General features: G+C 67.1%; 18 protein-coding genes and 1 riboswitch. Of the genes, 10 read left to right on the forward strand and 8 right to left on the reverse strand.

Features of this window, described 5'->3' with window-relative positions; all coding sequences use genetic code 11:
* Positions 1-69: 69 nt before the first annotated feature.
* Positions 70-327 (forward strand): helix-turn-helix domain-containing protein, encoded by a 258-nt coding sequence (locus ACE3OK_RS03305; protein ID WP_374248110.1) that lies wholly within the window; start codon positions 70-72, stop codon positions 325-327.
* On the forward strand, positions 324-1,994 hold the full coding sequence (locus ACE3OK_RS03310) for a SulP family inorganic anion transporter (protein ID WP_374248111.1): 1,671 nt from the start codon (positions 324-326) through the stop codon (positions 1,992-1,994). Before ACE3OK_RS03305 ends, ACE3OK_RS03310 begins: the two co-directional genes overlap by 4 nt.
* On the opposite strand, the gene ACE3OK_RS03315 is transcribed toward ACE3OK_RS03310, so the two are convergent.
* The 3 genes from ACE3OK_RS03315 to ACE3OK_RS03325 all read right to left on the reverse strand — a co-directional run bounded on the left by ACE3OK_RS03315 (position 1,973) and on the right by ACE3OK_RS03325 (position 4,525).
* The gene (locus ACE3OK_RS03315; RefSeq protein WP_374248112.1) at positions 1,973-3,370 is read right to left on the reverse strand and encodes a PhoH family protein; all 1,398 of its coding nucleotides are present in this window, start codon (positions 3,368-3,370) and stop codon (positions 1,973-1,975) included. The genes ACE3OK_RS03310 and ACE3OK_RS03315 overlap by 22 nt on opposite strands.
* Before the next feature lie 82 nt (positions 3,371-3,452).
* Positions 3,453-3,923, reverse strand: coding sequence for a peroxiredoxin (locus ACE3OK_RS03320; RefSeq protein ID WP_374248113.1), 471 nt, complete (start codon positions 3,921-3,923; stop codon positions 3,453-3,455).
* A gap of 5 nt (positions 3,924-3,928) precedes the next feature.
* Positions 3,929-4,525, reverse strand: coding sequence for a glycine cleavage system protein R (locus ACE3OK_RS03325; RefSeq protein WP_374248114.1), 597 nt, complete (start codon positions 4,523-4,525; stop codon positions 3,929-3,931).
* 108 nt (positions 4,526-4,633) lie between these two features.
* Here ACE3OK_RS03325 and dapA point away from each other — a divergent pair, with 108 nt between their 5' ends.
* From dapA to ACE3OK_RS03360, 7 genes are all read left to right on the forward strand, one after another.
* Complete coding sequence (dapA, locus tag ACE3OK_RS03330; RefSeq protein WP_374248115.1) at positions 4,634-5,536, forward strand: 4-hydroxy-tetrahydrodipicolinate synthase; 903 nt, start codon at positions 4,634-4,636, stop codon at positions 5,534-5,536.
* A gap of 12 nt (positions 5,537-5,548) precedes the next feature.
* Positions 5,549-6,055: a hypothetical protein gene (locus tag ACE3OK_RS03335; protein ID WP_374248116.1), complete on the forward strand. Its 507-nt coding sequence runs from the start codon at positions 5,549-5,551 to the stop codon at positions 6,053-6,055.
* Between the two features lie 51 nt (positions 6,056-6,106).
* Positions 6,107-7,828, forward strand: coding sequence for a gamma-glutamyltransferase (gene ggt, locus ACE3OK_RS03340; protein ID WP_374248117.1), 1,722 nt, complete (start codon positions 6,107-6,109; stop codon positions 7,826-7,828).
* A 25-nt stretch (positions 7,829-7,853) separates the two neighbouring features.
* Positions 7,854-8,738 carry an MBL fold metallo-hydrolase gene (locus ACE3OK_RS03345; RefSeq protein WP_374248118.1) on the forward strand — a complete coding sequence of 295 codons (885 nt, stop codon included), beginning with the start codon at positions 7,854-7,856 and terminating at the stop codon, positions 8,736-8,738.
* Between the two features lie 189 nt (positions 8,739-8,927).
* A complete protein-coding gene (locus tag ACE3OK_RS03350; RefSeq protein ID WP_374248120.1) occupies positions 8,928-10,220 on the forward strand; it encodes an adenylosuccinate synthase in 1,293 nt (430 codons plus the stop codon).
* A gap of 65 nt (positions 10,221-10,285) precedes the next feature.
* Positions 10,286-10,957, forward strand: coding sequence for a hemolysin III family protein (locus tag ACE3OK_RS03355; protein ID WP_374248121.1), 672 nt, complete (start codon positions 10,286-10,288; stop codon positions 10,955-10,957).
* A gap of 79 nt (positions 10,958-11,036) precedes the next feature.
* Complete coding sequence (locus tag ACE3OK_RS03360) at positions 11,037-13,709, forward strand: M1 family metallopeptidase (RefSeq protein ID WP_374248122.1); 2,673 nt, start codon at positions 11,037-11,039, stop codon at positions 13,707-13,709.
* A gap of 76 nt (positions 13,710-13,785) precedes the next feature.
* On the opposite strand, the gene gcvP is transcribed toward ACE3OK_RS03360, so the two are convergent.
* The 4 genes from gcvP to ACE3OK_RS03380 all read right to left on the reverse strand — a co-directional run bounded on the left by gcvP (position 13,786) and on the right by ACE3OK_RS03380 (position 21,819).
* Complete coding sequence (gene gcvP, locus ACE3OK_RS03365; RefSeq protein ID WP_374248123.1) at positions 13,786-16,683, reverse strand: aminomethyl-transferring glycine dehydrogenase; 2,898 nt, start codon at positions 16,681-16,683, stop codon at positions 13,786-13,788.
* Positions 16,684-16,717: 34 nt separating this feature from the next.
* A riboswitch (glycine riboswitch) is annotated at positions 16,718-16,849 on the reverse strand.
* A 114-nt stretch (positions 16,850-16,963) separates the two neighbouring features.
* Positions 16,964-18,601 (reverse strand): SpoVR family protein, encoded by a 1,638-nt coding sequence (locus ACE3OK_RS03370; RefSeq protein WP_374248124.1) that lies wholly within the window; start codon positions 18,599-18,601, stop codon positions 16,964-16,966.
* Positions 18,598-19,866, reverse strand: coding sequence for a YeaH/YhbH family protein (locus tag ACE3OK_RS03375; RefSeq protein WP_374248125.1), 1,269 nt, complete (start codon positions 19,864-19,866; stop codon positions 18,598-18,600). The genes ACE3OK_RS03370 and ACE3OK_RS03375 overlap by 4 nt, the downstream gene beginning before the upstream one ends.
* Before the next feature lie 30 nt (positions 19,867-19,896).
* Positions 19,897-21,819 (reverse strand): PrkA family serine protein kinase, encoded by a 1,923-nt coding sequence (locus tag ACE3OK_RS03380; protein ID WP_374248126.1) that lies wholly within the window; start codon positions 21,817-21,819, stop codon positions 19,897-19,899.
* Between the two features lie 306 nt (positions 21,820-22,125).
* Here ACE3OK_RS03380 and ACE3OK_RS03385 point away from each other — a divergent pair, with 306 nt between their 5' ends.
* The gene (locus ACE3OK_RS03385; RefSeq protein WP_374248128.1) at positions 22,126-23,343 is read left to right on the forward strand and encodes a multidrug effflux MFS transporter; all 1,218 of its coding nucleotides are present in this window, start codon (positions 22,126-22,128) and stop codon (positions 23,341-23,343) included.
* Between the two features lie 7 nt (positions 23,344-23,350).
* Here ACE3OK_RS03385 and ACE3OK_RS03390 read toward each other — a convergent pair whose 3' ends face one another.
* A complete protein-coding gene (locus ACE3OK_RS03390; protein ID WP_374248129.1) occupies positions 23,351-23,842 on the reverse strand; it encodes a hypothetical protein in 492 nt (163 codons plus the stop codon).
* Positions 23,843-23,853 lie beyond the last annotated feature (11 nt).

Raw genomic sequence — 23,853 nt, forward strand, 5'->3', positions numbered from 1 at the left:
TACGGCCATGTTGATGTTTTGAACATTAATTATGCTGTTTTTTATCGGATCATTCCGAACGGAGCTCCCGTGATCACTTCGGCCCAGATGCGCGCCGCGCGCGCCCTGCTTGGCATCGACCAGAAAACGCTGGCGCAAAAGGCCGGCCTGTCCCTGCCCACGATCCAGCGCATGGAACTCAGCCATGGACATGTGCGCGGCGTGGTCGATTCGCTGGTCAAGGTGGTGGCTGCGCTGGATGCGGCGGGGGTGGAGCTGATCGGCGAGCGCGCCGCCAGCAGTGGCGGCGGACGCGGCGTGCGGCTCAAGGCGGAGGAGGAAGCATGATCGCGCTGGTCGAAGCCGCGCGCGCGGGGCTGTTCCGGCGCGAGCACTGGTTGCCCAACATCACCGCCGGGGTGATCGTCGGGGTGGTGGCGCTGCCGCTGGCGATGGCGTTCGCCATCGCCTCCGGGGTCAAGCCGGAGCAGGGGCTGTACACGGCGATCATCGCCGGCATCGCGGTGTCGCTGTTCGGTGGCTCGCGGATACAGATCGCCGGCCCGACCGGTGCCTTCATCGTGATCCTGGCCGGGGTGGTGGCGCAGTTCGGCGTCAGCGGCCTGCTGTTGGCCACGCTGATGGCAGGGGTGATCCTGGTGGCGATGGGGCTGGCGCGGCTGGGTGCGGTGATCCGCTTCATTCCCGACCCGGTGATCGTGGGCTTCACCGCCGGCATCGCGGTGATCATCTGGGTGGGCCAGTGGCAGTACTTCTTCGGCCTGCCGGCGCCCGGCGACGGGCCGTTCTACCTGAAGACCTGGCATCTGCTGCAGTCCTTCAACCACCTGCATCCGGCGACTTCCCTGCTGGCCCTGCTCAGCCTTGCGCTGGCGGTCTGGGGTTCGCGCATTCCGGGGCTGGCGCGCGTGCCGGGCCCGCTGCTGGCGATGCTCGTGGCCACCGCCGTGGTGATGGCCTTCGACCTGCGGGGCGTTGCCACCATCGAATCCACCTTCGGGGCCATCCCGCGCGCGTTGCCGGCGCTGCAATTGCCCGTGGCGGGTTTCGACCGGCTGGTGGAGTTGCTGCCGTCGGCATTCACCATCGCCATGCTCGGCGCGATCGAGTCGCTGCTGTCGGCGGTGGTGGCCGACGGAATGGCCGGCACCCGCCACGATTCCAACCAGGAGCTGATCGGGCAGGGCGTGGCCAACATCCTGTCGCCGCTGTTCGGCGGCATCGCCGCCACCGGGGCGATTGCCCGCACCGCCACCAACATCCGCAACGGCGGCACCTCGCCGCTGGCCGGCGTGGTGCACGGGGTCACCCTGCTGCTGATCCTGCTGGTGCTGGCGCCCTATGCCGGCAAGGTGCCGTTGGCCGCGCTGGCCGCGATCCTGTTCCTGGTGGCATGGAACATGAGCGAGGCGCGCCGCTTCCTGCGGATGGTGCGGCAGGCGCCGCGCGCGGACGTGGCGATCCTGCTGATCACCTTCGTCCTGACCATCGTCACCGACCTGGTGGTGGCGGTGAACATCGGCGTGATCCTGGCGATGTTCCAGTTCCTGCGCCGGATGAGCGCTTCGGTATCGGTGGTGGAGCACGGACAGGCCAGCCTGCGCCACGAACTGGCCGAGGCCGGGCTGGAGGCGCTGCCGAAGGGGGCGCTGGTCTATGCCATCGAGGGGCCGTTCTTTTTCGGCTCGGTGGACTCGCTGGAGCGCGCGTTGTCGTGGTCGCGGGAGCCGCCGCGCTGGGTGCTGCTGCGCCTGGAGCGGGTGCCGCTGGTGGACGCCACCGGCCTCAAGCGGCTGGAATCGACCATCGAGAACCTGCGTCGCCGCGGCGTGGAAGTGCTGCTGAGCGGCGCCAACCTGCGCGTGCTGCGCAAGCTGGTGCGCGCGGAGATCGTGCGCCGCGACGGGCCGCCGGTCTATTTCGGCGATCTCGCCGCCGCGCTGCGCCACGTGGACGCAGCGCGGGAGGCCGGCTACAGCACCTCGGAGGCGTAGTCCGCCAGCCGCGACCGCTCGCCGCGCCGCAGGATCACGTGCGCGCTGTGCGCCCAGTGCTTGAAGCGGTCCACCGCGTAGGTCAGGCCGGAGGTGGTCTCGGTGAGGTAGGGCGTGTCGATCTGCTGCACGTTGCCGAGGCAGACGATCTTGGTGCCGGGGCCGGCGCGGGTGATCAGCGTCTTCATCTGCTTGGGCGTGAGGTTCTGCGCCTCGTCGAGGATCAGGTAGCGCGACAGGAAGGTGCGCCCGCGCATGAAGTTCATCGAGCGGATCTTGATCCGGCTGGCCAGCAAATCATTGGTGGCCGCGCGGCCCCAGCTGCCGCCTTCCTGGTTGTGGGTCAGCACTTCCAGGTTGTCGGTCAGCGCGCCCATCCACGGCGTCATCTTTTCCTCTTCGGTGCCGGGCAGGAAGCCGATGTCCTCGCCCACGCTGACGGTGGCGCGGGTCATGATGATCTCGCGGTAGCGCTGCTGGTCCATCGTTTGCGCCAGGCCGGCGGCCAGCGCCAGCAACGTCTTGCCGGTGCCGGCGGTGCCCAGCAGGGTGACGAAGTCGACCTCCGGGTCCATCAATGCGTTGAGTGCGAAGTTCTGTTCGCGGTTGCGTGCGGTGATGCCCCACACCGAATGCTGGTTGTGGCGGAAATCATCGACGATCTGCAGCACCACCTTGCCGGCCTCGATTCGGACGACCTTCAGTTCGGATTGTTCGTCGCCGGGCAGGAAGGCGAACTGGTTGGGGTGCCAGTCCTCGCCGTCGAGGCTGGCGATTTCGTAATAGGTGCGGCCCTTGTCGGTCCACGATTTGAGGTCCTTGCCATGGCGTTGCCAGAAATCCTCGGGCAGCGGCGTGGCACCGGTGTAGAGCAGGTTGAAATCGTCCAGCGCGCGGTCGTTTTCGTAATCTTCGCTGTCGATGCCGGCAATCGAGGCCTTGATCCGCAGGTTGATGTCCTTCGACACGAACACCACCGGCGCGCCGGGATCCGATTCCTTCAGGACCAGGATCGCGCCGAGGATGTTGTTGTCCGGGATGACCATGCCGAAGCGCTTGCCGGCATCGAAATCACGGGTCTGGAAGCGCAGCAGGCCGACGCTGTCGGCGCCGCGCAGTTGCAGGCCCTGCGGGCGTTGCAGGCGGATGCCCTGGCTGATGTCGGTGCTGCCATGGGCCTCGATCAATTCATTGAGGAAGCGGCTGACCTGGCGCGCATTGCGGCTGGCTTCGCTGGTGCCCTTCTTGCCGTTGTCCAGCTCTTCCATTACCTGCATCGGCAGGTAGACGTCGTGTTCTTCGAACTTGAACAGCGCGGTGGGGTCGTGCATCAGCACGTTGGTGTCGAGGACGTAGATGCGCTTGCCATGCGTCATGGGGAAATCCTTTGGGTCGAACAGCAGCGGGCCACCGCGACCCGCAGGGCGGGGCAGTGGGAAGGATGTTGAATGCGGGTGGTCACTGGGCTTGGTGTGCCTTGAGTGCGTCCAGCACGGCCTGGGCGTGGCCGGCCACTTTCACGGGTTGCCATTGCTGGCGAACCACGCCCGTCGGGTCGATCAGGTAGGTGCTGCGGACGATGCCGAGGAATTCGCGGCCGTAGAGTTTCTTCGGCTGGATCACGCCGAAGGCATCGCACAGCGCGCCGTCGGCATCGCTGGCCAGGTCGAACTGGAAACCTTGCTTGGCGCAGAAGTTCCGGTGCGACTTCAGCGAGTCTTTCGAAACCCCCAGCACGGTGGCACCGGCGCGCTTGAACGCCGGCAGCAGGGCGTTGAAATCGCGCCCCTCGGTGGTGCAGCCGGGGGTGGAATCCTTCGGGTAGAAATACAACACCAGCCAGTGGCCGGCATAGTCGCCGAGCGTGACGGACGTGTCGCTGGAAAGCGCGAGCGGCAGGTCGGGGATACGGTCGCCGGGTTCGATCATCGGCCTCAATACTTCATGGGATCCATGATCGCGTCAAGGTTCAGGTGGTCGCAGAATTCCAGGAAGTCGTCGCGCAGCACGGCGATGTGCATGTCGGCCGGCACGCCGATGGTGAGCTGCGCCGAGAACATGTCGGCCCCGGTCTGCATCGCCCGGTAGCGCGAGCAGTGCAGGCTTTCGATGGTGATGCCCTGCTGGTCGAAGAAATCGGCGAGCTGGAACAGGATGCCCGGCTTGTCGGCGGCGACCACCTCGACGATGTAGGGCAGCAGGTTGGATTGCAGCGGCTTCGGGCCGGTGCGGTACCACACCAGCTTCAGGCCTTCTTCGCGCTCCAGCTTGGCAAGCATGGTTTCGAGCTTGGCCACCGCGTCCCAGGAGCCGGTGACGAGCGCCGTCACCGACACGTCGCGCCCCACCGTGGCCAGCCGCGTGTCCACCAGGTTGCAGCCGGAATCGGTGATGCGGCGGGTGACCGCCAGCAGCGGCGACTGCGGATGCGTGGTGTACGCGGTGATCAGCAGGTGGTTTTCGTTGGTGGAGGGCCGGGCGGCGGTCTTGCTCAATGCGGTGGTCCGAAGCGATGGGGTGCCGCGCGGCATGGCGGCATGCCTTCCAGCATACTTGCCGGCGCTTTCCAGCCGCAAGTAAGATCGCAGGCGCGCCATTGCGCACCTTTTCCCCGCGTCCCCCTTCCCGAGCATTTTCCCTTGCGACTTTCCGGCAGCATCACCGCGCTGGCCACGCCGTTCACGGCGTCCGGCGACATCGATTTTCCGGCCTGGGGGCGCCTGCTGCAGGCGCAACTGGAGGCCGGTACCCAGGCCGTCGTGGTGGCCGGTTCCACCGGCGAGGCCGCGGCCTTGTTCGACGATGAATACGACCGCCTGCTGCGCATCGCGGTGGACGCCTGCGGCGGCCGGATACCGGTGCTGGCCGGGACCGGCCAGTCCAATACCGCCAAGACCATCCTCTGCACCCGGCGCGCGGCCGCGCTGGGGGCCGACGCCGCGCTGGTGGTGACGCCGCCCTACGTGCGGCCCACCCAGGCAGGGCTGTTGGCGCATTACCGCGCAGTGGCCGACGAGGGCGGGTTGCCGGTGCTGCTCTACAACGTCCCCGGGCGCACCGGCTGCGACATGATCCCGGAGACCACCGGCGAGCTGTCGTTGCATCCCAACATCATCGGGATCAAGGAGGCGCGCGCCGAGGACGAGCGCATGCAGGCGCTGTTGCCGCTGCGGCGCGAGGATTTCGCGGTGTTCAGCGGCGATGATCCAACCGCATCGCGGGCGATGCTGGCCGGTGCCGATGGCGTGGTGTCGGTGGCTTCCAACGTGGTCCCGGCCAGTTTCCGTCGCCTTTGCGACCTGGCCCGCAGCGGTGATGCCGCCGGCGCGCAGGCGCTGGATGCGGAATTGGACGCGCTCTATCACTTCCTCGGGGTGGAACCGAATCCGATCCCGGTGAAAGCCCTGCTGGAACTCGATGGCATCGGCCATGGCCTGCGCCTGCCGCTGCAGCCGCTATCATCGGCACATGCCGAGCAGGCCCGTCGCCTGCATGCGGCCATCCGCCAACTCGAACAACGCAGCCGCAACCTCGCGGCCTGACAGGAGAACCAGATGTATCGCACTTTCCGCGTGTCCAAGGTCGCCGCCCCTCTTGCCGCCGTGTTGCTGGTGAGCAGCGTGACTGGATGCCACTGGTTCAAGAAGAAGAACGAGCTGTACACCCAGAGCGCGGAGCTGCGACCGCTGGAAGTGCCGCCGGAGCTGGACCGCCCGTCGGTCGACAAGGCCATGACCCTGCCGGCCGTTGCCAACAGCGGCACTGCGGCAGCCGCCACCGGGGCCGTCGCCGCCACCGGGTTTGCCGCCGCCGGCGAGCGCGATGCGGTCTTTACCAAGGTTGGCGAAGTGCTGGGCGCCACCGCTGGCGTCCGCATCGCCAACAAGGCCGATATCCTGGGAACCTACGATGTCGACTATCTGGACACCAAGTTCCTGGTGCGGGTCACCAAGGCCGGCAACGGCGCTTACGTCTCCGCGGTCGATCCGCGCGGCTTGCCGCCGTCCGGTGATGCCGCCGGCAAGCTGGTGGCGATCCTGAAGGCGGCCATCGCGCCCTGATCCGCACGCGCCGGGCCGCACCTGTGCGGCCCGCCACCCTGAGGGGATGCCATGACGCGCCTCGCGATTGTTCTGGGCACCTTGCTGCTGTCGGTGTCGGCAGCAGCACAAGCACCGGCAACCCCGGCGCGTCCACCCGGCGCGGCGGTGGCGTCCGGCCATGCGCTGGCCACCGAGGCTGGCATCGAAATCCTGCGCGAAGGCGGCAATGCCTTCGACGCGGCGGTGGCGGTGTCCGCCGCGTTGTCGGTGGTGGAGCCGATCAGCTCGGGCCTGGGTGGTGGCGGTTTCTGGTTGCTGCATGACGCCAGGTCCGGCCGCGATGTGTTCGTGGATGGCCGCGAAACATCGCCGGCGGCGGCTACGCCGGCGAAGTTCCTCGATGCGCACGGCAACCTGGACAGCGACCGCGCACAGAACGGCCCGTGGTCGGCCGGCATTCCCGGTTTGCCGGCGATGCTGGTGCACGTTGCCGGCCAATACGGCAAGTTGCCGTTGGCGCAATCGCTGGCGCCGGCCATCCGCATCGCCCGCAACGGGTTCCCCGTGTATGCGCGGATGGCCGATGGCTATCTGGAGCGGCGCGCGGTGATGGATCGCTACCCGGGCACGCGCGCGGTGTTTTCGCCCGCCGGCAAACCGATGCAGGTGGGCCAGACCTTCCGCCAGCCGGATCTTGCCAACACCCTGGAATTGCTGGCCCGGCAGGGCTTCGACGGGTTTTATCGCGGCCCGGTGGCGCGCAGGCTGGTGGCCGGCGTCAATGCGCAGGGCGGGCAGTGGCGGTTGGAAGAGTTGGCCGGTTACCGGGTGAAGGAGCGCGACCCGCTCCGCTTCCGCTACCACGGCTGGGACATCACCACCGCGCCGCCGTCCTCCTCGGGCGGGATCGCGCTGGCCCAGATGCTGCAAATCCTCGCGCCCTATGATTTGCGGGCGCTGCCGGAAGCCCGGCGCGTGCACCTGGTGGTGGAGGCGATGCGCCGCGCCTACCGTGACCGCACGTTCTACCTCGGTGACCCGGATTTCGTGCAGGTGCCGCAGGCATTGTTGACCAGCGCCGACTACGCCGCCGGCCTGCGCGCCTCCATCAACCCCGACAAGGCCACCCCCAGTACCCTGCTCTCGGGGGCACCGACGCCGCTGGAAGACGAGGAAACCACGCATTTTTCGATCATCGATGCCGACGGCAACCGCGTGGCGGCCACCCAGACGGTGAACCTGTTGTTTGGCTCCGGCCTGGTCCCGCCCGGGACCGGCGTGCTGCTGAACGACGAGATGGATGATTTCGCGCTCAAGCCCGGCACCCCCAATGCCTTCGGCGTGATGGGCTATGAGGCCAACGCGCCCAAGCCGGGCAAGCGCATGCTCAGTTCGATGACGCCCACCTTCATGGAATCGAAGGACAAGGTCGCGGTGCTGGGCACGCCCGGTGGCAGCCGCATCATCACCATGGTCCTGCTGGGCATTCTCGGCTATGACGACGGGTTGGATGCGCAGCAAGTGGCGGCATTGCCGCGCTACCACCACCAGTGGTTGCCCGACGTGATCGATGCCGAGCAGGACGCCATTTCCGCCGATGCCGCCAAGGCGTTGCAGGCAATGGGCCATGCCATCGACCTGCCGCCGGCACGCGCCGAAGGCGGACGTGGTTCCAGCCATGTCTGGGGCAATTTGCAGACGGTGGAATGGGACCGGCGCGGCAACCGCCTGCTGGGCGGCACCGACCCACGCAACGAAGTCGGCAAGGCGGAAGTCATCACCCTGCCGTGAATCACGCGGCGGTAGACTGGCCGGCATGAAACTCTGGTCGATCAGCGGCAACACGCAAAAACTCGATGGCGGCGCGATGTTCGGCAATGCCCCGCGCGCATTGTGGGAGCGCTGGGTGCAGGTGGATGCGCACAACCGCATCGACTTGGCCTGCCGCGCCCTGCTGGCCTCGCCGGTGGCCGGCAAGACGGTCCTGTTCGATGCCGGCATCGGCACCTTCTTCCCACCGCAGTTGCGGGAACGCTACGGCGTGGTGGAGGACCACCATGTGCTGCTGGAATCGTTGGCCCAGGCCGGTTTCAGCCATGAAGACATCGACGTGGTGGTGCTCTCGCATCTGCACTTCGACCATGCCGGCGGCCTGCTGGCGCCGTGGGCCGAAGGCCGCGCGCCGTCGCTGCTGTTCCCCAATGCCACCTTCATCGTCGGTCAAGCCCATTGGCAGCGTGCGCTGCACCCGCATCCGCGCGACCGCGCCAGCTTCATCCCCGAACTGCCGGCACTGTTGCAGGCCAGTGGGCGGTTGGAGCTGGTGGACGGCGCGCATTCGCAAGCGCTGGGCGATGCCGTGCGCTTCCACCACAGCGAGGGCCACACCCCCGGCCTGCTGCTGGCGGAAATCCTCGGTCCGCGCCGGGTGGACGGGCGGGCGCATGGGGGAGTGGTGTTCTGCGCCGATCTGATTCCCGGGCGGCCGTGGGTGCACGTGCCGATCACGATGGGTTACGACCGCTGTGCGGAAACCCTGATCGACGAGAAATCCGCGTTTCTGCAGGACATGCTGGCGCGCGAGGTGCGGCTGTTCTTCACCCACGATGCCGGCTGCGCGTCGGCGCAGGTGGTGCGTGACGAGAAGGGCCGCTTCGGCACCACCGGCGAGCAGGTGGCGTTGCACGCCGTACCGCTGTAACAGGGCGCAGTCGCGGCCAGGGTTGGAAGCGGGTAGAATGCACGAAAGCCGGGGTTCGCCTCGGCTTTTTCCGTGTCTGGTGCAGGTGTTGCCGCCGGCCGCCCCGATGGCGGTTGGCATACGGCGGCATGTGTGCCGGCATACCCATCCAGCGGCCCCGATGGCCGCCAGAAACTCAGGAGTATGGCCATGGGCCAGTCGGTCGTGGTGTTGGGCGCCCAGTGGGGCGACGAGGGCAAGGGCAAGATCGTCGATCTGCTCACCGAGGACATCGGTGCGGTGGTGCGCTTCCAGGGGGGGCACAACGCCGGCCACACCCTGGTCATCAATGGCAAGAAGACGGTGCTGCACCTGATCCCGTCCGGCATCCTGCGTGACGACGCGCTGTGCCTGATCGGCAACGGCGTGGTGATCTCGCCGGCCGCGTTGTGCAAGGAGATCGAGGAGCTGGAGGCGGCGGGCGTGGAGGTGCGTTCGCGCCTGAAGATCAGCCCGGCCGCGCCGCTGATCATGCCGTACCACATTGCGCTGGACCAGGCGCGCGAGAAGGCCGCCGGCGGCAAGGCCATCGGCACCACCGGCCGCGGCATCGGCCCGGCCTACGAGGACAAGGTGGCGCGCCGCGGCATCCGCATCGCCGACCTGCACTACCCCGAGCAGCTGGCCGAGAAGCTGCGCGCCGCGCTCGATTACCACAACTTCGTGCTGACCCAGTACCTGGGCGTGGAGCCGGTGGATTTCGACACCGTGTATGCCGAGGCGCTGGCGTTCGGCGAATACGTCGAGCCGATGAAGTCCGACGTGGCCGGCATCTGCCACGAGCTGCGCAAGCAGGGCAAGCGGGTGCTGTTCGAGGGCGCGCAGGGCGCGCTGCTCGACATCGACCACGGCACTTATCCCTACGTCACCAGCTCCAACACCACCACCGGCGGCGCGCTGGCCGGCGCCGGCGTGGGCGCGGACGCGATCGACTACGTGCTGGGCATCGCCAAGGCGTACGCGACGCGCGTCGGCGGCGGCCCGTTCCCGACCGAACTGGACGATGAAGTGGGTCAGGGCATCCGCGACCGCGGCGCCGAATACGGCGCATCCACCGGCCGTCCGCGCCGCTGTGGCTGGATGGACATCGTGGCGCTCAAGCGCGCGGTGGCGATCAACGGCATTTCCGGCCTGTGCATCACCAAGCTCGACGTGCTGGACGGCATGGAGAAGCTGAAGGTCTGCATCGCCTACGAGTACCACGGCAAGCGCAGCGAATACGCGCCGCTGGATGCGCAGGGCTGGGATGAATGCACACCGGTCTATCTGGAATTCCCGGGCTGGAGCGAGAACACGCACGGCGTTACCGAATGGGACAAGCTGCCGGTTGCGGCGCGCGCCTACCTGCGAGCGCTGGAAGAGTTGGCCGGTTGCCCCATCAGCATCGTCAGCACCGGCCCCGACCGCGATCACACCATGGTGTTGAAAGACCCGTTCGCGTAAAGCCGAGGCACGCATGCTGCGTCCGACCTGCGGGTCGGGCGCATACGTGGTGGTATGCTGCGCGGATGCAGTCTGCCACCATCACGCTTCCACCGCCGCTCTCCCTGCACCAGCTGCGGCTGGCCCGCGAAGAATTCGCCAATGCGCTCACCCATGGCCTGGGTGCGGCGGCGGCACTGGCTGCGGGCGCGGTGCTGGTCACGCTGGCGGCCATCTTCGGTGATGGCTGGCAATTGGCCGGGGCGATCGTGTTCGGGGTGACGCTGCTGCTGCTGTACACCGCCTCCACCCTGTACCACGCGATCTCGCATCCGGTGCTCAAAGGCCGGCTGAAGGTGTTCGACCACTGCGCGATCTACCTGCTGATTGCCGGCACTTACACGCCATTCACCCTGGTGGGGCTGCGCGGTCCCACCGGCTGGTGGCTGTTCGGCACCATCTGGGCGCTGGCGCTGGCCGGGGTGGTGTTCAAGCTGTTCTACACCGGACGCTTCAAGCGCTTGTCCACCTTGATCTACGTGGGCATGGGCTGGCTGATCGTGTTGGCAATCAAGCCCATGATGCATGCGCTGGGCACGGCCTCGCTGCTGTGGCTGCTGGCAGGTGGCGTGGCCTATACCGGCGGCACCTGGTTCTACATGCGCCCGCAGCTGCGCTGGTCGCATGCGATTTGGCATGGGTTCGTGCTGGCAGGCAGCATCTGTCATTACATTTCGGTCATGCTGCATCTGGTTTGACTTGGCATGACTTCCGGCCGTGTGCAGCGGCCGGTGGGAACGGGATGATCGGTGCCTTCCCCGATCTCCCGGATGTCCCATGCGCCGTCTTCTCGTCACCGCCATCGCTCTGGCCCTTGGCAGCGTTTCGCTGCATGCATCGGCGGCACCTTCGTGCGCCGATGTTCCCGTTCCCTGCGGTGGCGGGGATGCGGCCCAGCCCACCACCCAGTTGCCGCGCGACGTGCGGCCGACCCACTACGATGTCGAGGTGGTGCCGCATGCCGACCGGATGACGTTCGACGGCAAGGTGCGGATCAACGTCGACGTGCTGGCGCCGACCCGGTCGATCACGCTGAATGCGGTCGACATGACCTTCGGCAACGTCAGCCTGGGCCGTGCGCAGGGCAAGGCCCTGGTGCCCAAGAGCAGCGTGGATGCCAACGCCCAGACCGCTACTTTCACGTTCGACCAGCCGCTGCCGGTGGGCAGCTACCTGCTGTCGATCGACTACAGCGGCAAGATCGGCACCCAGGCCAACGGGATCTTCGCGCTGGATTACCCCACCGAGTCCGGCAAGAAGCGCGCGATCTACACCCAGTTCGAGAACTCCGACGCCCGGCGCTTCATCCCGTCGTGGGACGAGCCCAGCCACAAGGCCACCTTCCGCCTGGCGGTGACCGCCCCGGCTGCGGACACCGTGGTCAGCAACATGCCGGTGGCCAGCACCCGCGCCCTCGGCGATGGCCGCACCCTGACGCTGTTCAAGCCAACCCCGAAGATGTCCACCTACCTGCTGTTCCTCGGGGTGGGCGATTTCGAGCGCGCCGCCCTGACCGACGACGGCGTGGAAATCGGCGTGATCGCGCAGAAGGGCAAGGCCGAGCAGGCGCGCTTCGCGCTGGAGGCCAGCCGCGACGTGCTGCGCGAATACAACGCGTATTTCGGCGTGCGCTATCCGCTGCCGAAGCTGGACAACATCGCCGCGCCGGGGCGCAGCCAGTTCTTCAGCGCGATGGAGAACTGGGGCGCGATCTTCACCTTCGAATCCTCGCTGCTGCTGGACCCGGCCACCTCCAACGTCGGCGACCAGCAGCGCGTGTTCACCACCGCCGCGCACGAGATCGCCCACCAGTGGTTTGGTGATCTGGTCACCATGCGCTGGTGGGATGATCTGTGGTTGAACGAAGGCTTCGCCACCTGGATGGAAGGCCGCACCAGCCGCAAGCTGCATCCCGAATGGGATACCAGTGGCGTCGATGCCGCCTTCACCAGTCGTGGCGCGATGGGCGGAGACGCCTACGCCACCACCCATCCCATCGTGCAGCACGTGGCCACGGTGGAGCAGGCCAGCCAGGCGTTCGACGGCATCACCTACGGCAAGGGGTCGGCGGTGATCTCGATGCTGGAGGACTACGTGGGCGAGGATGCGTGGCGCAACGGCGTGCGCAGCTACATCGCCGCCCACGCCTATGGCAATGCGGTGACCGACGACCTGTGGGCCGAGGTCGAAAAGGCCGCGCCCGGCAAGCAATTCGTGCAGGTGGCGCACGATTTCACCCTGCAACCCGGCGTGCCGCTGATTCGCGCATCCAGCACCTGCGTTGCCGGCGAAACCCGGTTGCTGCTGGAGCAGGGCGAATACACCGTGGACCGCCCCGGCAAGACGCCGCTGCGGTGGCGGGTGCCGGTGAAGCTGCGGACGGTGGATGGCCATGTGGTGCCGGTGCTGGTGGATGGCAAGGCGGAGATCGGCTTGCCCGGCTGCGGCGGCCCGGTGCTGGTGAACGCCGGCCAGAAGGGTTATTTCCGTACCTTGTATGCGCCGGCGCAGTTCAAGACGCTGACGGCCAGCTTCGCAAGCTTGCCGGTGGTGGACCAGATGGGTGTGATGATGGATACCAGTGCGCTGGCGGCCATCGGCATGCAGCCGGAGGCCGACAGCCTGGACCTGGCCATGCAGGTGCCGCTGGATGCCGCGCCGGAGTTGTGGCAGATGGTGGCCGGTGCACTCGGCGGGCTGGATGACCTGTACAAGGGCGATGCCAAGCGGCAGGCGGCGATCCGCACGTTCGTGACCGCGCGGCTGGCACCGAAGTTCGCGCAACTGGGCTGGGACATCCGCGCTGGCGATACGTCGTCCACCAAGCAATTGCGCACCAGCCTGATTGCCGTCCTCGGCGAACTGGGAGATGCGCGGGTGCTGGCCGAAGCGCGTCGCCGCTTCGATGCCTTCTTGCAGGACCCGGCATCGTTGTCGCCGGACCTGCGCCGCAGCGTGCTGGGCATGGTGGCACGCAATGCCGATGCGGCCACCTGGGACCGCCTGCACATGCTGGCCAGGGCGGAGAAGTCCTCGATGCTGCGCGACCAGTACTACGGCCTGCTGGCAATGGCGAAGGACAAGGCCCTGGCGCAGCGTGCGCTGGACATGGCACTGACCGACGAGCCCGGTGCCACCAATGGCGCGTCGATGATTTCCGGCGTGTCGCGGGAGCATCCGGAACTGGCGTTCGATTTCGCGGTGGCGCACCGCGAGAAGGTCAACACGCTGGTGGACAGTACCTCGCTGGCGCGTTACTACCCGGGACTGGGCAGCGCGTCCACCGAGCTGGCGATGGTGGACAGGATCAACGCCTTCGCGGAGAAGTACATCACGCCGACCTCGCGCCGCGATGCCGCGCGGGTGGTCAACGGCATCCAGACCCGGGTGAAGCTGCGCCAGCAGCGGCTGCCGCAGATCGATGCGTGGCTGAAATCGCGCGGCGTCTGATCCCGCGCGATCGCCGGAAACGAACAGGCCCCGCGGTGCGGGGCCTGTTGCGTTTCGAGGGCACCACCGTAGTGGCTCAGTCCTTGTACGCGTCCACCGGGATGCAGGCGCACATCACGTTCTTGTCGCCGTGGACGTTGTCCACGCGCGCCACCGGCGGCCAGTACTTGACCTGCTTGAGGCTGGGCAGCGGGAACGCCGCCAGCTCGCGCGGGTAGGCGTGCGTCCACGCGCTGGCGCTGACCCGCATGGCGGTGTGCGGGGCGTGCTTCAGCGGGTTGTCGGCGCGGTCCAGCTTGCCGTCGATCACGTCCTGGATCTCGGCACGGATCTGGATCATCGCGTCGATGAAGCGGTCCAGTTCGTGCTGCGATTCGGACTCGGTCGGCTCCACCATCAGCGTGCCCGCCACCGGGAAGCTGAGCGTCGGCGCGTGGAAGCCGAAGTCCACCAGACGCTTGGCCACGTCCTCGGCGCTGATGCCGGAGAGCTTCTCCAGCGGGCGCAGGTCGAGGATGCACTCGTGCGCCACCAGCCCGTTGCGGCCGGTATAGAGCGTCGGGTAATGCGGGGCCAGCCGCTTGGCGATGTAGTTGGCGTTGAGCATCGCCACCTGGGTCGCCTTGCGCAGGCCGTCGCGGCCCATCATCGCGATGTACATCCAGCTGATCGGCAGGATCGAGGCGCTGCCGAAGCTGGCTGCCGCGACCATCGCGCCGTTGCCGGTGCCGGCGGTGCGCACGCCGTCCGCACGCAGCGCGCCCGGCAGGAACGGCGCCAGGTGCGACTTCACCGCGCACGGGCCGACGCCGGGGCCGCCGCCGCCGTGCGGGATGCAGAAGGTCTTGTGCAGGTTGAGGTGCGAGACGTCCGAGCCCCACTTGCCGGGCTTGGCTAGGCCGACCAGCGCGTTCATGTTGGCGCCGTCGGTGTACACCTGGCCGCCGTGCTGGTGGATGATCTCGCAGATGCGGACCACGTCCTCCTCGAACACGCCGTGGGTGGACGGGTAGGTGATCATCAGCGCGGCGAGGTTGGCCGAATGCTTCTCGGCCTGCACGCGGATGTCTTCCACGTCGACGTTGCCGTTGGCGTCGCACTTGGTGACCACCACCTTCATCCCGCACATGTTGGCGGATGCCGGGTTGGTGCCGTGCGCCGATTCCGGGATCAGGCAGATGTTGCGATGGCCCTCGCCGCGCGAGGCGTGGTAGGCGCGGATCGCCAGCAGGCCGGCGTATTCGCCCTGCGCGCCGGAATTGGGCTGCAGGCTGACCGCGTCGTAGCCGGTGGCTTCCACCAGCATCGCTTCCAGCCCGGCGATCAGTTCCTTGTAGCCCTGCGCCTGCTCGGCCGGCACCAACGGATGGATGTTGCCGAACTCCGGCCAGGTGATCGGGATCATCTCGGCGGTGGCGTTGAGCTTCATGGTGCAGCTGCCCAGCGGGATCATGGTGCGATCCATCGCCAGGTCCTTGTCCGCCAGCGTGCGCAGGTAGCGCAGCAGTTCGTGCTCGCTGTGGTGGGTGTTGAACACCGGGTGGGTCATGAACGCGCTGGTGCGCGCCAGTTCCGCCGGGATCAGCGACGGCGCGCTGGCGTCCAGCGCGTCGATCGACGGCAGCGGCTTGCCTTCGCCGAAGATGTTCCACAGCAGTTCGAGGTCGGCGCGGGTGGTGGTTTCATCCAGCGAGATGCAGATCGACCCGTTCTGGCGCACGCGCAGGTTGGCGCGGTGTGCGCGGGCGCGTTCGAGCAGTGCGGCGGACTGGTCGCCGGCGTCGATGCACAGGGTGTCGAACGCGGTCGCATGCACGGTGGCGTGGCCCAGCTGGCGCAGGCCGGCGGCGAGGATGGCGGTGTAGCGCGCCACGCGCTGGGCGATGCGCTTGAGGCCGTCCGGGCCGTGGTAAACGGCATACATCGCCGCCATCACCGCCAGCAGCACCTGCGCGGTGCAGATGTTGGAGGTCGCCTTCTCGCGGCGGATGTGCTGCTCGCGGGTCTGCAGGGTGAGGCGGTAGGCGGGGTTGCCGTCGGCGTCGATGGACACGCCGATCAGGCGGCCCGGCATGCTGCGCTTGAAGGCGTCGCGGCAGGCCATGAACGCGGCGTGCGGGCCACCGAAGCCGAACGGCACGCCGAAGCGCTGGCTGTTGCCGATCACGATGTCGGCACCCATCTCGCCAGGTGCCTTCAGCAGGGTCAGGGCGAGCAGGTCGGTGGCGACCACGAACAGCGCGTTGTGCGCGTGGATGGCCTCGGCGTCCTTCTCCCAGTCGGCGATCCAGCCGCTGGACGCCGGGTACTGCGCCAGCACGCCGAAGTAGTCGCCTTCGGCGATGGCGGCGTGCACCGCGTCGGTGCCGCGCACCACGTTCACCTTCAGGCCCAGCGGCTCGGCGCGGGTCTGCAGCACCGCGATGGTCTGCGGGTGGGTGTCGCCGATCACCAGGAAGGTGTCGGACTTCGACTTCGCGGAACGCTTCGCCAGCGTCATCGCCTCGGCGGCGGCGGTGGCTTCGTCCAGCAGCGAGGCGTTGGCGATGTCCATGGCGGTGAGGTCGGCGACCATGGTCTGGAAGTTGATCAGCGCTTCCATGCGGCCTTGCGAGATCTCCGCCTGGTAAGGGGTGTAGGCGGTGTACCAGGCCGGGTTTTCGAGGATGTTGCGCAGGATGACGTTGGGCACGTGGGTGCCGTAGTAGCCCTGGCCGATGAAGCTGCGGAACACCTGGTTCTTGTCGGCGATGGCGCGGATCTTCGCCAGCGCGTCGACTTCGGTCATCGATTCCGGCAGCGCCAGCGGGGCGGCGGATTTGATCGACGCCGGCACGATCGCGTCGGTGAAGGCTTCCAGGCTGTCATGGCCAATCACGCCCAGCATGGAGGCGATTTCGGCATCGTTGGGGCCGATGTGGCGGGCGATGAAAGCGTCGTGTTGCTCGAGCGAGCGCAAGCTGGGCTGGGACATGGTGGCATCCGAAGGCGCGGGGCGCGGGGAAGGGATGCCCGTCTCTGTCCTTCTGCCTGAGAGTTTGGAAGCGCGCGGCGGGGGAGGAATTCCGCACGACTTCTTGCCCCTTCGGCGCCGGCATCGCCCGCAACACGGACGTGACGATCTCTCCAGAGTGTGGTCACACGGCGGTCTTCGGCCTGAGCGATTCCGGGCGGTTGCGCCTTCGGCAGCGCAGCGGTGACATGCGCGCTTCTCCCTCCGTGTGCGGTGATTATACAGGTGTGGGCGGCGGGATTCAGGGGGCGGCCGGCGGCAAGGCTTCCTGCACCTCCGGGTGTTCGCCGCGGGCGTCCACGCTTTCCAGGCGTACCGGGAAGCCCCACAGGCGGGCCACGTGCTTGAGCACCTCGCCGGTGTCATCGGCCAGTGGGCGCTCCTGGTTGCGAACGTGGCGCAGGGTGAGGCAGCGGTCGCCGCGCAGGTTCACGTCCCAGACCTGGATGTCGGGTTCGCGCATGCCGATGTCGTATTGCCGCGACAGCAGTTGGCGCAGTTCGCGGTAGCCATCGTCGTCGTGGATGGCGCTGACGGTGAGCTGCGGCAGGTCGGCATCGTCATGGATGGCGAACAGGCGCAGCTCGCGGATCAGATGCGGGCTGAGATATTGCCCGACGAAGCTTTCGTCCTTGAAGTTGCGCATGGCGTAGTCCAGGGCGGGCAGCCACGGGCTGCCGGCCAGGTCCGGGAACCAGCGGCGGTCTTCGGGGGTGGGGGCTTCGCAGATCCGGCGCAGGTCGCGGTACATCGAGAACCCCAGCGCATAGGGGTTGATGCCGCTGTAGGCCGGGTGGTCCGGTGGCGGCTGGAAGATCACGTTGGTGTGCGAGGACAGCCATTCCAGCATCACGCTGTCGTGCAGGTAGCCGTCGTCATACAGCGTGTTCATCAGCGTGTAGTGCCAGAACGTGGCCCAGCCCTCGTTCATCACCTGGGTTTGCCGCTGCGGGTAGAAATACTGGGCGATCTTGCGCACGATGCGCACGATCTCGCGCTGCCACGGCTCCAGCAACGGGGCGTTCTTTTCGATGAAGTACAGGACGTTTTCCTGCGGCTCGGCCGGGAACCGCGCCTGCTCGGGGCCGGTGGCGCTGGCCGATGCGTGTGCGGGCAGGGTGCGCCAGAGTTCGTTGACCTGCTGCTGGGCGTGACGCCGGCGTTCCTCGCGCTGGGTCAGCTCCTGCTCCAGGCTGCGCTTGGCGGGGCGGCGGTAGCGGTCCACGCCCACGCTGGACAGCGCGTGGCAGGAATCCAGCAGGCGTTCCACCGCGTCAAAGCCGTGGCGCTCCTCGCACTTGGCGATGTAGTCGCGGGCATAGACCATGTAATCGATGATCGACGAGGCATCGGTCCACATCCGGAACAGGTAGTTGCCCTTGAAGAAGCTGTTGTGGCCATAGGCGGCATGGGCAATCACCAGTGCCTGCATCGCGGTGCTGTTTTCCTCCATCAGGTAAGCGATGCAGGGGTTGGAATTGATGACGATCTCGTAGGCCAGCCCCATGTGGCCGCGCCGGTAATTGCGCTCGGTGGACAGGAACGCCTTGCCGAAACTCCAGTGCCGGTAGTTCACCGGCATGCCCACGCTGGCGTAGGCATCCATCATCTGTTCGGAGGAAATCACTTCCAGTTGGTTCGGGTAGGTATCCAGCCCGAAGCGTGCGGCAGTGGCGGCGATGGCGTCGTGGTAGCGGTCGATCAGCTCGAACGTCCAGTCGGCCGGTGCCGGCAACGGCTGCGGCGGGCGCGGGCCGGCCGGCAGCGGCGCGTTGGGCACCGTGTGCCGGCGACGCTCGCCGACGTCGGCCAGCCTCCACGGGTTGTCGCCGCGGCGGCGTTCGATGACCGGGTACAGCGAGGGGTTGACGGGCATCATGCCGGCGCGCCCTCCCTGCGGAACAGGTCGCGGAATACCGGGTAGATGTCGCCGGCGGCGGTGGCCTTGCGCATGGCGAAGTTGTCGAATTGCCCTTGCAGGGTGGTGTATTCCTGCCACAGCTCCTGCTCGTCCTCCACCACCTGCACGTAGGCGAAATGGCGCACCAGCGGCAGGATGCGTTCGCGCAGCAGGGTGCCGCAGTTGCCGTTGTCGGTGGAGAAATTGTCGCCGTCGCTGGCCTGCGCCACGTACAGGTTCCAGTCGCCCGGCGGGTAGCGGTTGCGGATGATCCCGTCGAGCAGGTGCAGGGCGCTGCTGACCACGGTGCCGCCGGTTTCGCGGGAATGGAAGAAGTCCTCCTCACTGACCTCCGCCGCCTGCGTGTGGTGGCGAATGAACACGATGTCGATTTTTTCGTAATGCCGGGTCAGGAACAGGTACAGCAGGATGAAGAAACGCTTGGCCAGATCCTTGCGCGCCTCGTCCATCGAGCCGGAAACATCCATCAGGCAGAACATCGCCGCCCGGCTGACCGGTACCGGTACCCGGGTGTGGGCACGGAAACGCAGGTCGATGGGATCCAGGTAGGGCGTCTTGCCGATGCGCTTGCGCAGCAGCCCGATGCGTTCGGCCAGCGCGCGCGCCTCGCCGCCGTCGCCGTGGCCTTCCGCATGGAGCGCTTGCAACTGCGCTTCCAGCTCATCCAGGGTGCGCTTGCCGGCCTTGGACAGCGCAATTCGCCGCCCCAGCGCCTGCCGCATGGTGCGCACCACGGCGAGGTTGTGGGGGGTGCCGTCGGTGCTGAAGCCGGCGCGCCGCGTTGTCCATTGCGGGGTGTCGCCGATGTGGGTGCGCAGCAGGTGCGGCAGCTCCAGGTCTTCGAAGAAGAGCTGCATGAACTCGTCCTTGCTCAGGGTGAAGGTGAAGTCATCCTCGCCTTCGCCCTGGTCGCTGGCCCGTGAGCCGCCATCGCCAGCCCCACCTTGCGGCCGCTTGATCGCGTCACCGCGCACATAGCCCGGGTTGCCGGGATGGACGGTGTCGCGGATGCCGCCGCGACCGTGGTGGAAGCTGGGTTCGCTGATGTCCTTGCGCGGAATGCCGATGCGTTCGGCCTGCTCGATCTCGCGGATGCCGCGGCTGGACACCGCGCGCCTTGCGGCGTCGGCGATCTGCGCCTTGTAGCGGCGCAGGAAGCGCTCGCGGTTGCCCACCGATTTGTTCTTTCCGGAAAGCCTGCGGTCGATGATCTGCAATGCCATCTGCGAAGCCTCCTGCCTGGGTGCCCACGATCAGCTGCTTTTGCGTACCCGCAAATACCATTCGCACAGCAGCCGCACCTGCTTGGGGGTATAGCCTTTCTCCACCATGCGCGACACGAAGTCCTCGTGCTTGCGCGCGTCCTCGGCGCTGGCCTTGGCATTGAAGCTGATCACCGGCAGCAGCTCCTCGGTGTTGGAGAACATCTTCTTCTCGACGATCGCACGCATCTTTTCGTAGCTGGTCCACTTCGGGTTCTTGCCCTGGTTGTTGGCGCGCGCGCGCAGCACGAAGTTGACGATTTCGTTGCGGAAGTCCTTGGGGTTGGCGATGCCGGCGGGTTTTTCGATCTTCTCCAGTTCCGCGTTCAGCGCGGAGCGGTCGAAGACCTCGCCGGTGTCGGTGTCGCGGTATTCGCTGTCCTGGATCCAGTAGTCGGCGTAGGTGACGTAGCGGTCGAAGATGTTCTGCCCGTACTCGCTGTAGCTTTCCAGATAGGCGGTCTGGATTTCCTTGCCGATGAACTCGGCATAGCGCGGCGACAGGTATTCCTTGATGTAGCCGGTGTATTTCTGCTCCAGTTCCGCGGGGAACTGCTCGCGCTGGATCTGCCGTTCCAGCACGTACATCAGGTGCACCGGGTTGGCGGCCACTTCGCTGCTGTCGTAGTTGAACACCCGCGACAGGATCTTGAAGGCGAAGCGGGTGGAGATGCCGTTCATGCCTTCGTCGACGCCGGCGTAATCGCGGTATTCCTGATAGCTCTTGGCGCGCGGGTCGGTGTCTTTCAGGCTCTTGCCGTCGTACACCTCCATCTTGCTGAAGATCGAGGAATTTTCCGGTTCCTTCAGGCGGGTAAGCACCGAGAAGCGCGCCATCATCTTCAGCGTGCCGGGGGCGCAGACGGCCTTGCCCAGCGAGGATTCGCGGATCAGTTTCTCGTAGATCCTCACTTCTTCCGACACCCGCAGGCAGTACGGCACCTTGACGATGTAGATGCGGTCGAGGAAGGCCTCGTTGTTGCGGTTGTTGCGGAACGCCATCCACTCGCTTTCGTTGCTGTGCGCCAGCACGATGCCGTCGAACGGGATCGCGCCGAAGCCCTCGGTGCCCTTGTAGTTGCCTTCCTGGGTCGCGGTCAGCAGCGGGTGCAGCACCTTGATCGGTGCCTTGAACATTTCCACGAATTCCAGCAGGCCCTGGTTGGCCAGGCACAGCCCGCCGGAGTAGCTGTAGGCGTCGGTGTCGTCCTGCGAGTAGTGTTCCAGCTTGCGGATGTCCACCTTGCCGACGAGGCTGGAAATGTCCTGGTTGTTTTCGTCGCCCGGTTCGGTCTTGGCGATGGCGACCTGCTGCAGGATGCTGGGGTGGCGCTTGACCACGCGGAACTTGCGGATGTCGCCGCCGTATTCCTCCAGCCGTTTCACCGCCCACGGCGACAGCACGCGTTGCAGGTAGCGGCGCGGGATGCCGAACTCCTGCTCCAGCAGCGGGCCGTCCTCCACCGGGTCGAACAGGCCCAGCGGGGATTCGTTCACCGGCGAGTCTTTCAGTGCGTAGAAAGGCACTTTCTGCATCAGGTATTTCAGGCGGTCGGCAATCGAGCTCTTGCCACCGCCCACCGGGCCGAGCAGGTACAGCACCTGCTTGCGCTCCTCCAGCCCCTGCGCGGCGTGGCGGAAGTAGCTCACCACCTGCTCGATGGCATCTTCCAGGCCGTAGAACTCGGAAAACGCCGGGTAGCGGCGCAGCAGCTTGTTGGCGAAGATGCGCGACAGCCGCGGGTCTTCGCGGGTATCCACCATCTCCGGTTCGCCGATCGCGTGCAGCATGCGTTCGGCGGCGGTGGCGTAGGCCATCGGGTCGGCCTTGCACAGGGCCAGGTAGTCGTCGATCGACATTTCCTCTTCGCGGCCTTGTGCGTAGCGCGTGGCGAGGCGGCTGATCACGTCCATACATCCTCCGGTGACGTTGACTCAACGGGGCAGGGTGAACCGGGCAGCGTGGCGAACAGGTGCGTGCCTACTCTAGTCCGTTCGCCATGGCGACGCGTGAATGGAACCATGCATGCGCCATGCCACGGTTCCACGCCGGTTTTCCGATAAGCACGGATTTCGGTGGGGAGGCGCGGCCATCGGCGCGCATGTGCCGGGCGGAATCGGCGTGTCGGCAGAACGCAAGGTTCTCGCGCAGGCCCGACGATGCCGCCTGCGCCTGCCTACAATACGCGGATGCCTGCATCCATTCCATCCAACCGCCGCATGGCCCTGCTGTTGGGCGGGCTGGCGATGTTCGGCCCGTTTTCCATCGACACCCTGTTTCCCGCGTTCCCGCAGATCGGTGCGCAAATGGGGGCGGATGCGCTGGCGATGCAGCAGACCATCAGCGTCTACCTGCTGGCGTATGCGGCGATGAGCCTGCTGCACGGGCCGCTGTCGGATGCGCTGGGGCGCAAGCGGGTGATCGTGTCCGGGTTGCTGGTGTTCGCGTTGGCGTCGATGGGCTGCGCGTTGGCGGTCACGTTGCCGCAATTGCTGGTGTTCCGCGCGCTGCAGGGTCTCAGTGCCGGCGTCGGTCTGATCGTGGGGCGAGCGGTGATTCGCGACGTGCTGCACGGGCACGATGCGCAGCGGCTGATGAGCCAGGTGTCGATGATCTTCGGCATCGCCCCGGCGGTGGCGCCGGTGCTGGGTGGCTGGCTGCTGGGCTGGACGCGCTGGCCGGCGATTTTCTGGTTCCTGGCGGCTTTCGCGCTGGCGCTGCTGGCCGCGGTCTGGCGTGCGCTGCCGGAAACCCATCTGCCGGCAGCGCGGCTGCCGTTGCATCCGCGGGCGTTGCTGCGCGGGTATGCCGGCATCCTGCGCAACGCGCGGTTCTGGCGCCTGTCGGCGGCTGCGGCGCTGAATTTCGGTGCCCTGTTCGTGTACATCGCGTCGGCACCGGTGTTCGTGCTGGAACGGTTGCGGCTGGGTCCGCAGCAGTTCGGCTGGTTCTTCATTCCGATGATCAGCGGGATGATGCTGGGTGCGTTCGTGTCCGGCAGGGCGGCGGGCCGGGTGACGGGCGCGCGCATGGCCGCGCTGGGGTTCGCCTGCTGCCTGCTCGCCGCCGTGCTGAATATCGCCCAGGCGGCCCTGGTGCCGTTGCCGGTGGTGCCATGGGCGGTGTTGCCGACCAGCCTGAACGCCTTCGGCATCGCGCTGGCGTTTCCCATCATCACCCTGGCCATCCTCGACATGTATCCGCAGCAGCGCGGCGGGGCGTCGTCGTTGCAGGCGTTCATCGGCCTGCTGGTGAATGCGCTGGTGGCCGGCCTGTTGTCGCCCCTGCTCAGCGGCAGCATGCTGGCATTGGCGCTGGGCGCGGCGGCGTTCTCGGTGGCGGGCTGGCTGTTCTGGTGGTGGGAAACCCACGCCGGGCGGCGTGCCGTGCGCATGCCCGACGCGCCGGCGGCGCTGGAGCCGCTGCAGGAACTGTGAGCGTGGCTCAGGCCTGCGGTGGCGGAAATTGCAGGCAACGCCGGGCGTCGATCAGCCCGTGCGCGTGCAGCCACCGCCAGGCGTCGTCGGCATCGTGCTCGACATAGGCGCGGGCGGAGCCCAGCCGGAACGTGTAGCCCCAGGCGTCCATGTCGGCCCAGACCCGCTCGCGGCCAACGTTGGGCAGGGCATCGCCCAGCAGGCCCTGCAGCACGCAGACCGCGTCTTCTTCGGGCACCGAGTCGGTGGCGTCGGTATGCACGCCGGCGCGGCGTTCCGGCGGCAGCACGATCAGGTGGCCGGCTTCGTGCAGCAGCGAATGCACGGGGGTGTCGGCGCGCGCGTACACGGTGGTGCCGATGATGCCGGCCTCGGCCTCGCCCCAGTAGCTGCCGGGAATGGGCGCGCCGTCGGCCACCTGCGCAAGCGCCAGCCCGTAGCGGGCCAGCAGCGTGCGCGGGGCATCGAAGCCGATGTCGGCCAGGGTGAGGACGCTCATGGTGCCGGGCG

This window comes from Thermomonas sp., assembly GCF_041905325.1.
Taxonomy (GTDB): domain Bacteria; phylum Pseudomonadota; class Gammaproteobacteria; order Xanthomonadales; family Xanthomonadaceae; genus Thermomonas.

What these genes read in the sequence shown, in the direction of transcription:
- ACE3OK_RS03310 (WP_374248111.1), top strand. Translation starts at nt 324, where the DNA reads ATGATCGCGCTGGTCGAAGCCGCGCGCGCGGGGCTGTTCCGGCGCGAG.
- ACE3OK_RS03315 (WP_374248112.1), bottom strand. Translation starts at nt 3,370, where the DNA reads ATGACGCATGGCAAGCGCATCTACGTCCTCGACACCAACGTGCTGATG.
- ACE3OK_RS03320 (WP_374248113.1), bottom strand. Translation starts at nt 3,923, where the DNA reads ATGATCGAACCCGGCGACCGTATCCCCGACCTGCCGCTCGCGCTTTCC.
- ACE3OK_RS03325 (WP_374248114.1), bottom strand. Translation starts at nt 4,525, where the DNA reads ATGCCGCGCGGCACCCCATCGCTTCGGACCACCGCATTGAGCAAGACC.
- ACE3OK_RS03335 (WP_374248116.1), top strand. Translation starts at nt 5,549, where the DNA reads ATGTATCGCACTTTCCGCGTGTCCAAGGTCGCCGCCCCTCTTGCCGCC.
- ggt (WP_374248117.1), top strand. Translation starts at nt 6,107, where the DNA reads ATGACGCGCCTCGCGATTGTTCTGGGCACCTTGCTGCTGTCGGTGTCG.
- ACE3OK_RS03345 (WP_374248118.1), top strand. Translation starts at nt 7,854, where the DNA reads ATGAAACTCTGGTCGATCAGCGGCAACACGCAAAAACTCGATGGCGGC.
- ACE3OK_RS03350 (WP_374248120.1), top strand. Translation starts at nt 8,928, where the DNA reads ATGGGCCAGTCGGTCGTGGTGTTGGGCGCCCAGTGGGGCGACGAGGGC.
- ACE3OK_RS03355 (WP_374248121.1), top strand. Translation starts at nt 10,286, where the DNA reads ATGCAGTCTGCCACCATCACGCTTCCACCGCCGCTCTCCCTGCACCAG.
- ACE3OK_RS03360 (WP_374248122.1), top strand. Translation starts at nt 11,037, where the DNA reads ATGCGCCGTCTTCTCGTCACCGCCATCGCTCTGGCCCTTGGCAGCGTT.
- gcvP (WP_374248123.1), bottom strand. Translation starts at nt 16,683, where the DNA reads ATGTCCCAGCCCAGCTTGCGCTCGCTCGAGCAACACGACGCTTTCATC.
- ACE3OK_RS03370 (WP_374248124.1), bottom strand. Translation starts at nt 18,601, where the DNA reads ATGATGCCCGTCAACCCCTCGCTGTACCCGGTCATCGAACGCCGCCGC.
- ACE3OK_RS03375 (WP_374248125.1), bottom strand. Translation starts at nt 19,866, where the DNA reads ATGGCATTGCAGATCATCGACCGCAGGCTTTCCGGAAAGAACAAATCG.
- ACE3OK_RS03380 (WP_374248126.1), bottom strand. Translation starts at nt 21,819, where the DNA reads ATGGACGTGATCAGCCGCCTCGCCACGCGCTACGCACAAGGCCGCGAA.
- ACE3OK_RS03385 (WP_374248128.1), top strand. Translation starts at nt 22,126, where the DNA reads ATGGCCCTGCTGTTGGGCGGGCTGGCGATGTTCGGCCCGTTTTCCATC.
- ACE3OK_RS03390 (WP_374248129.1), bottom strand. Translation starts at nt 23,842, where the DNA reads ATGAGCGTCCTCACCCTGGCCGACATCGGCTTCGATGCCCCGCGCACG.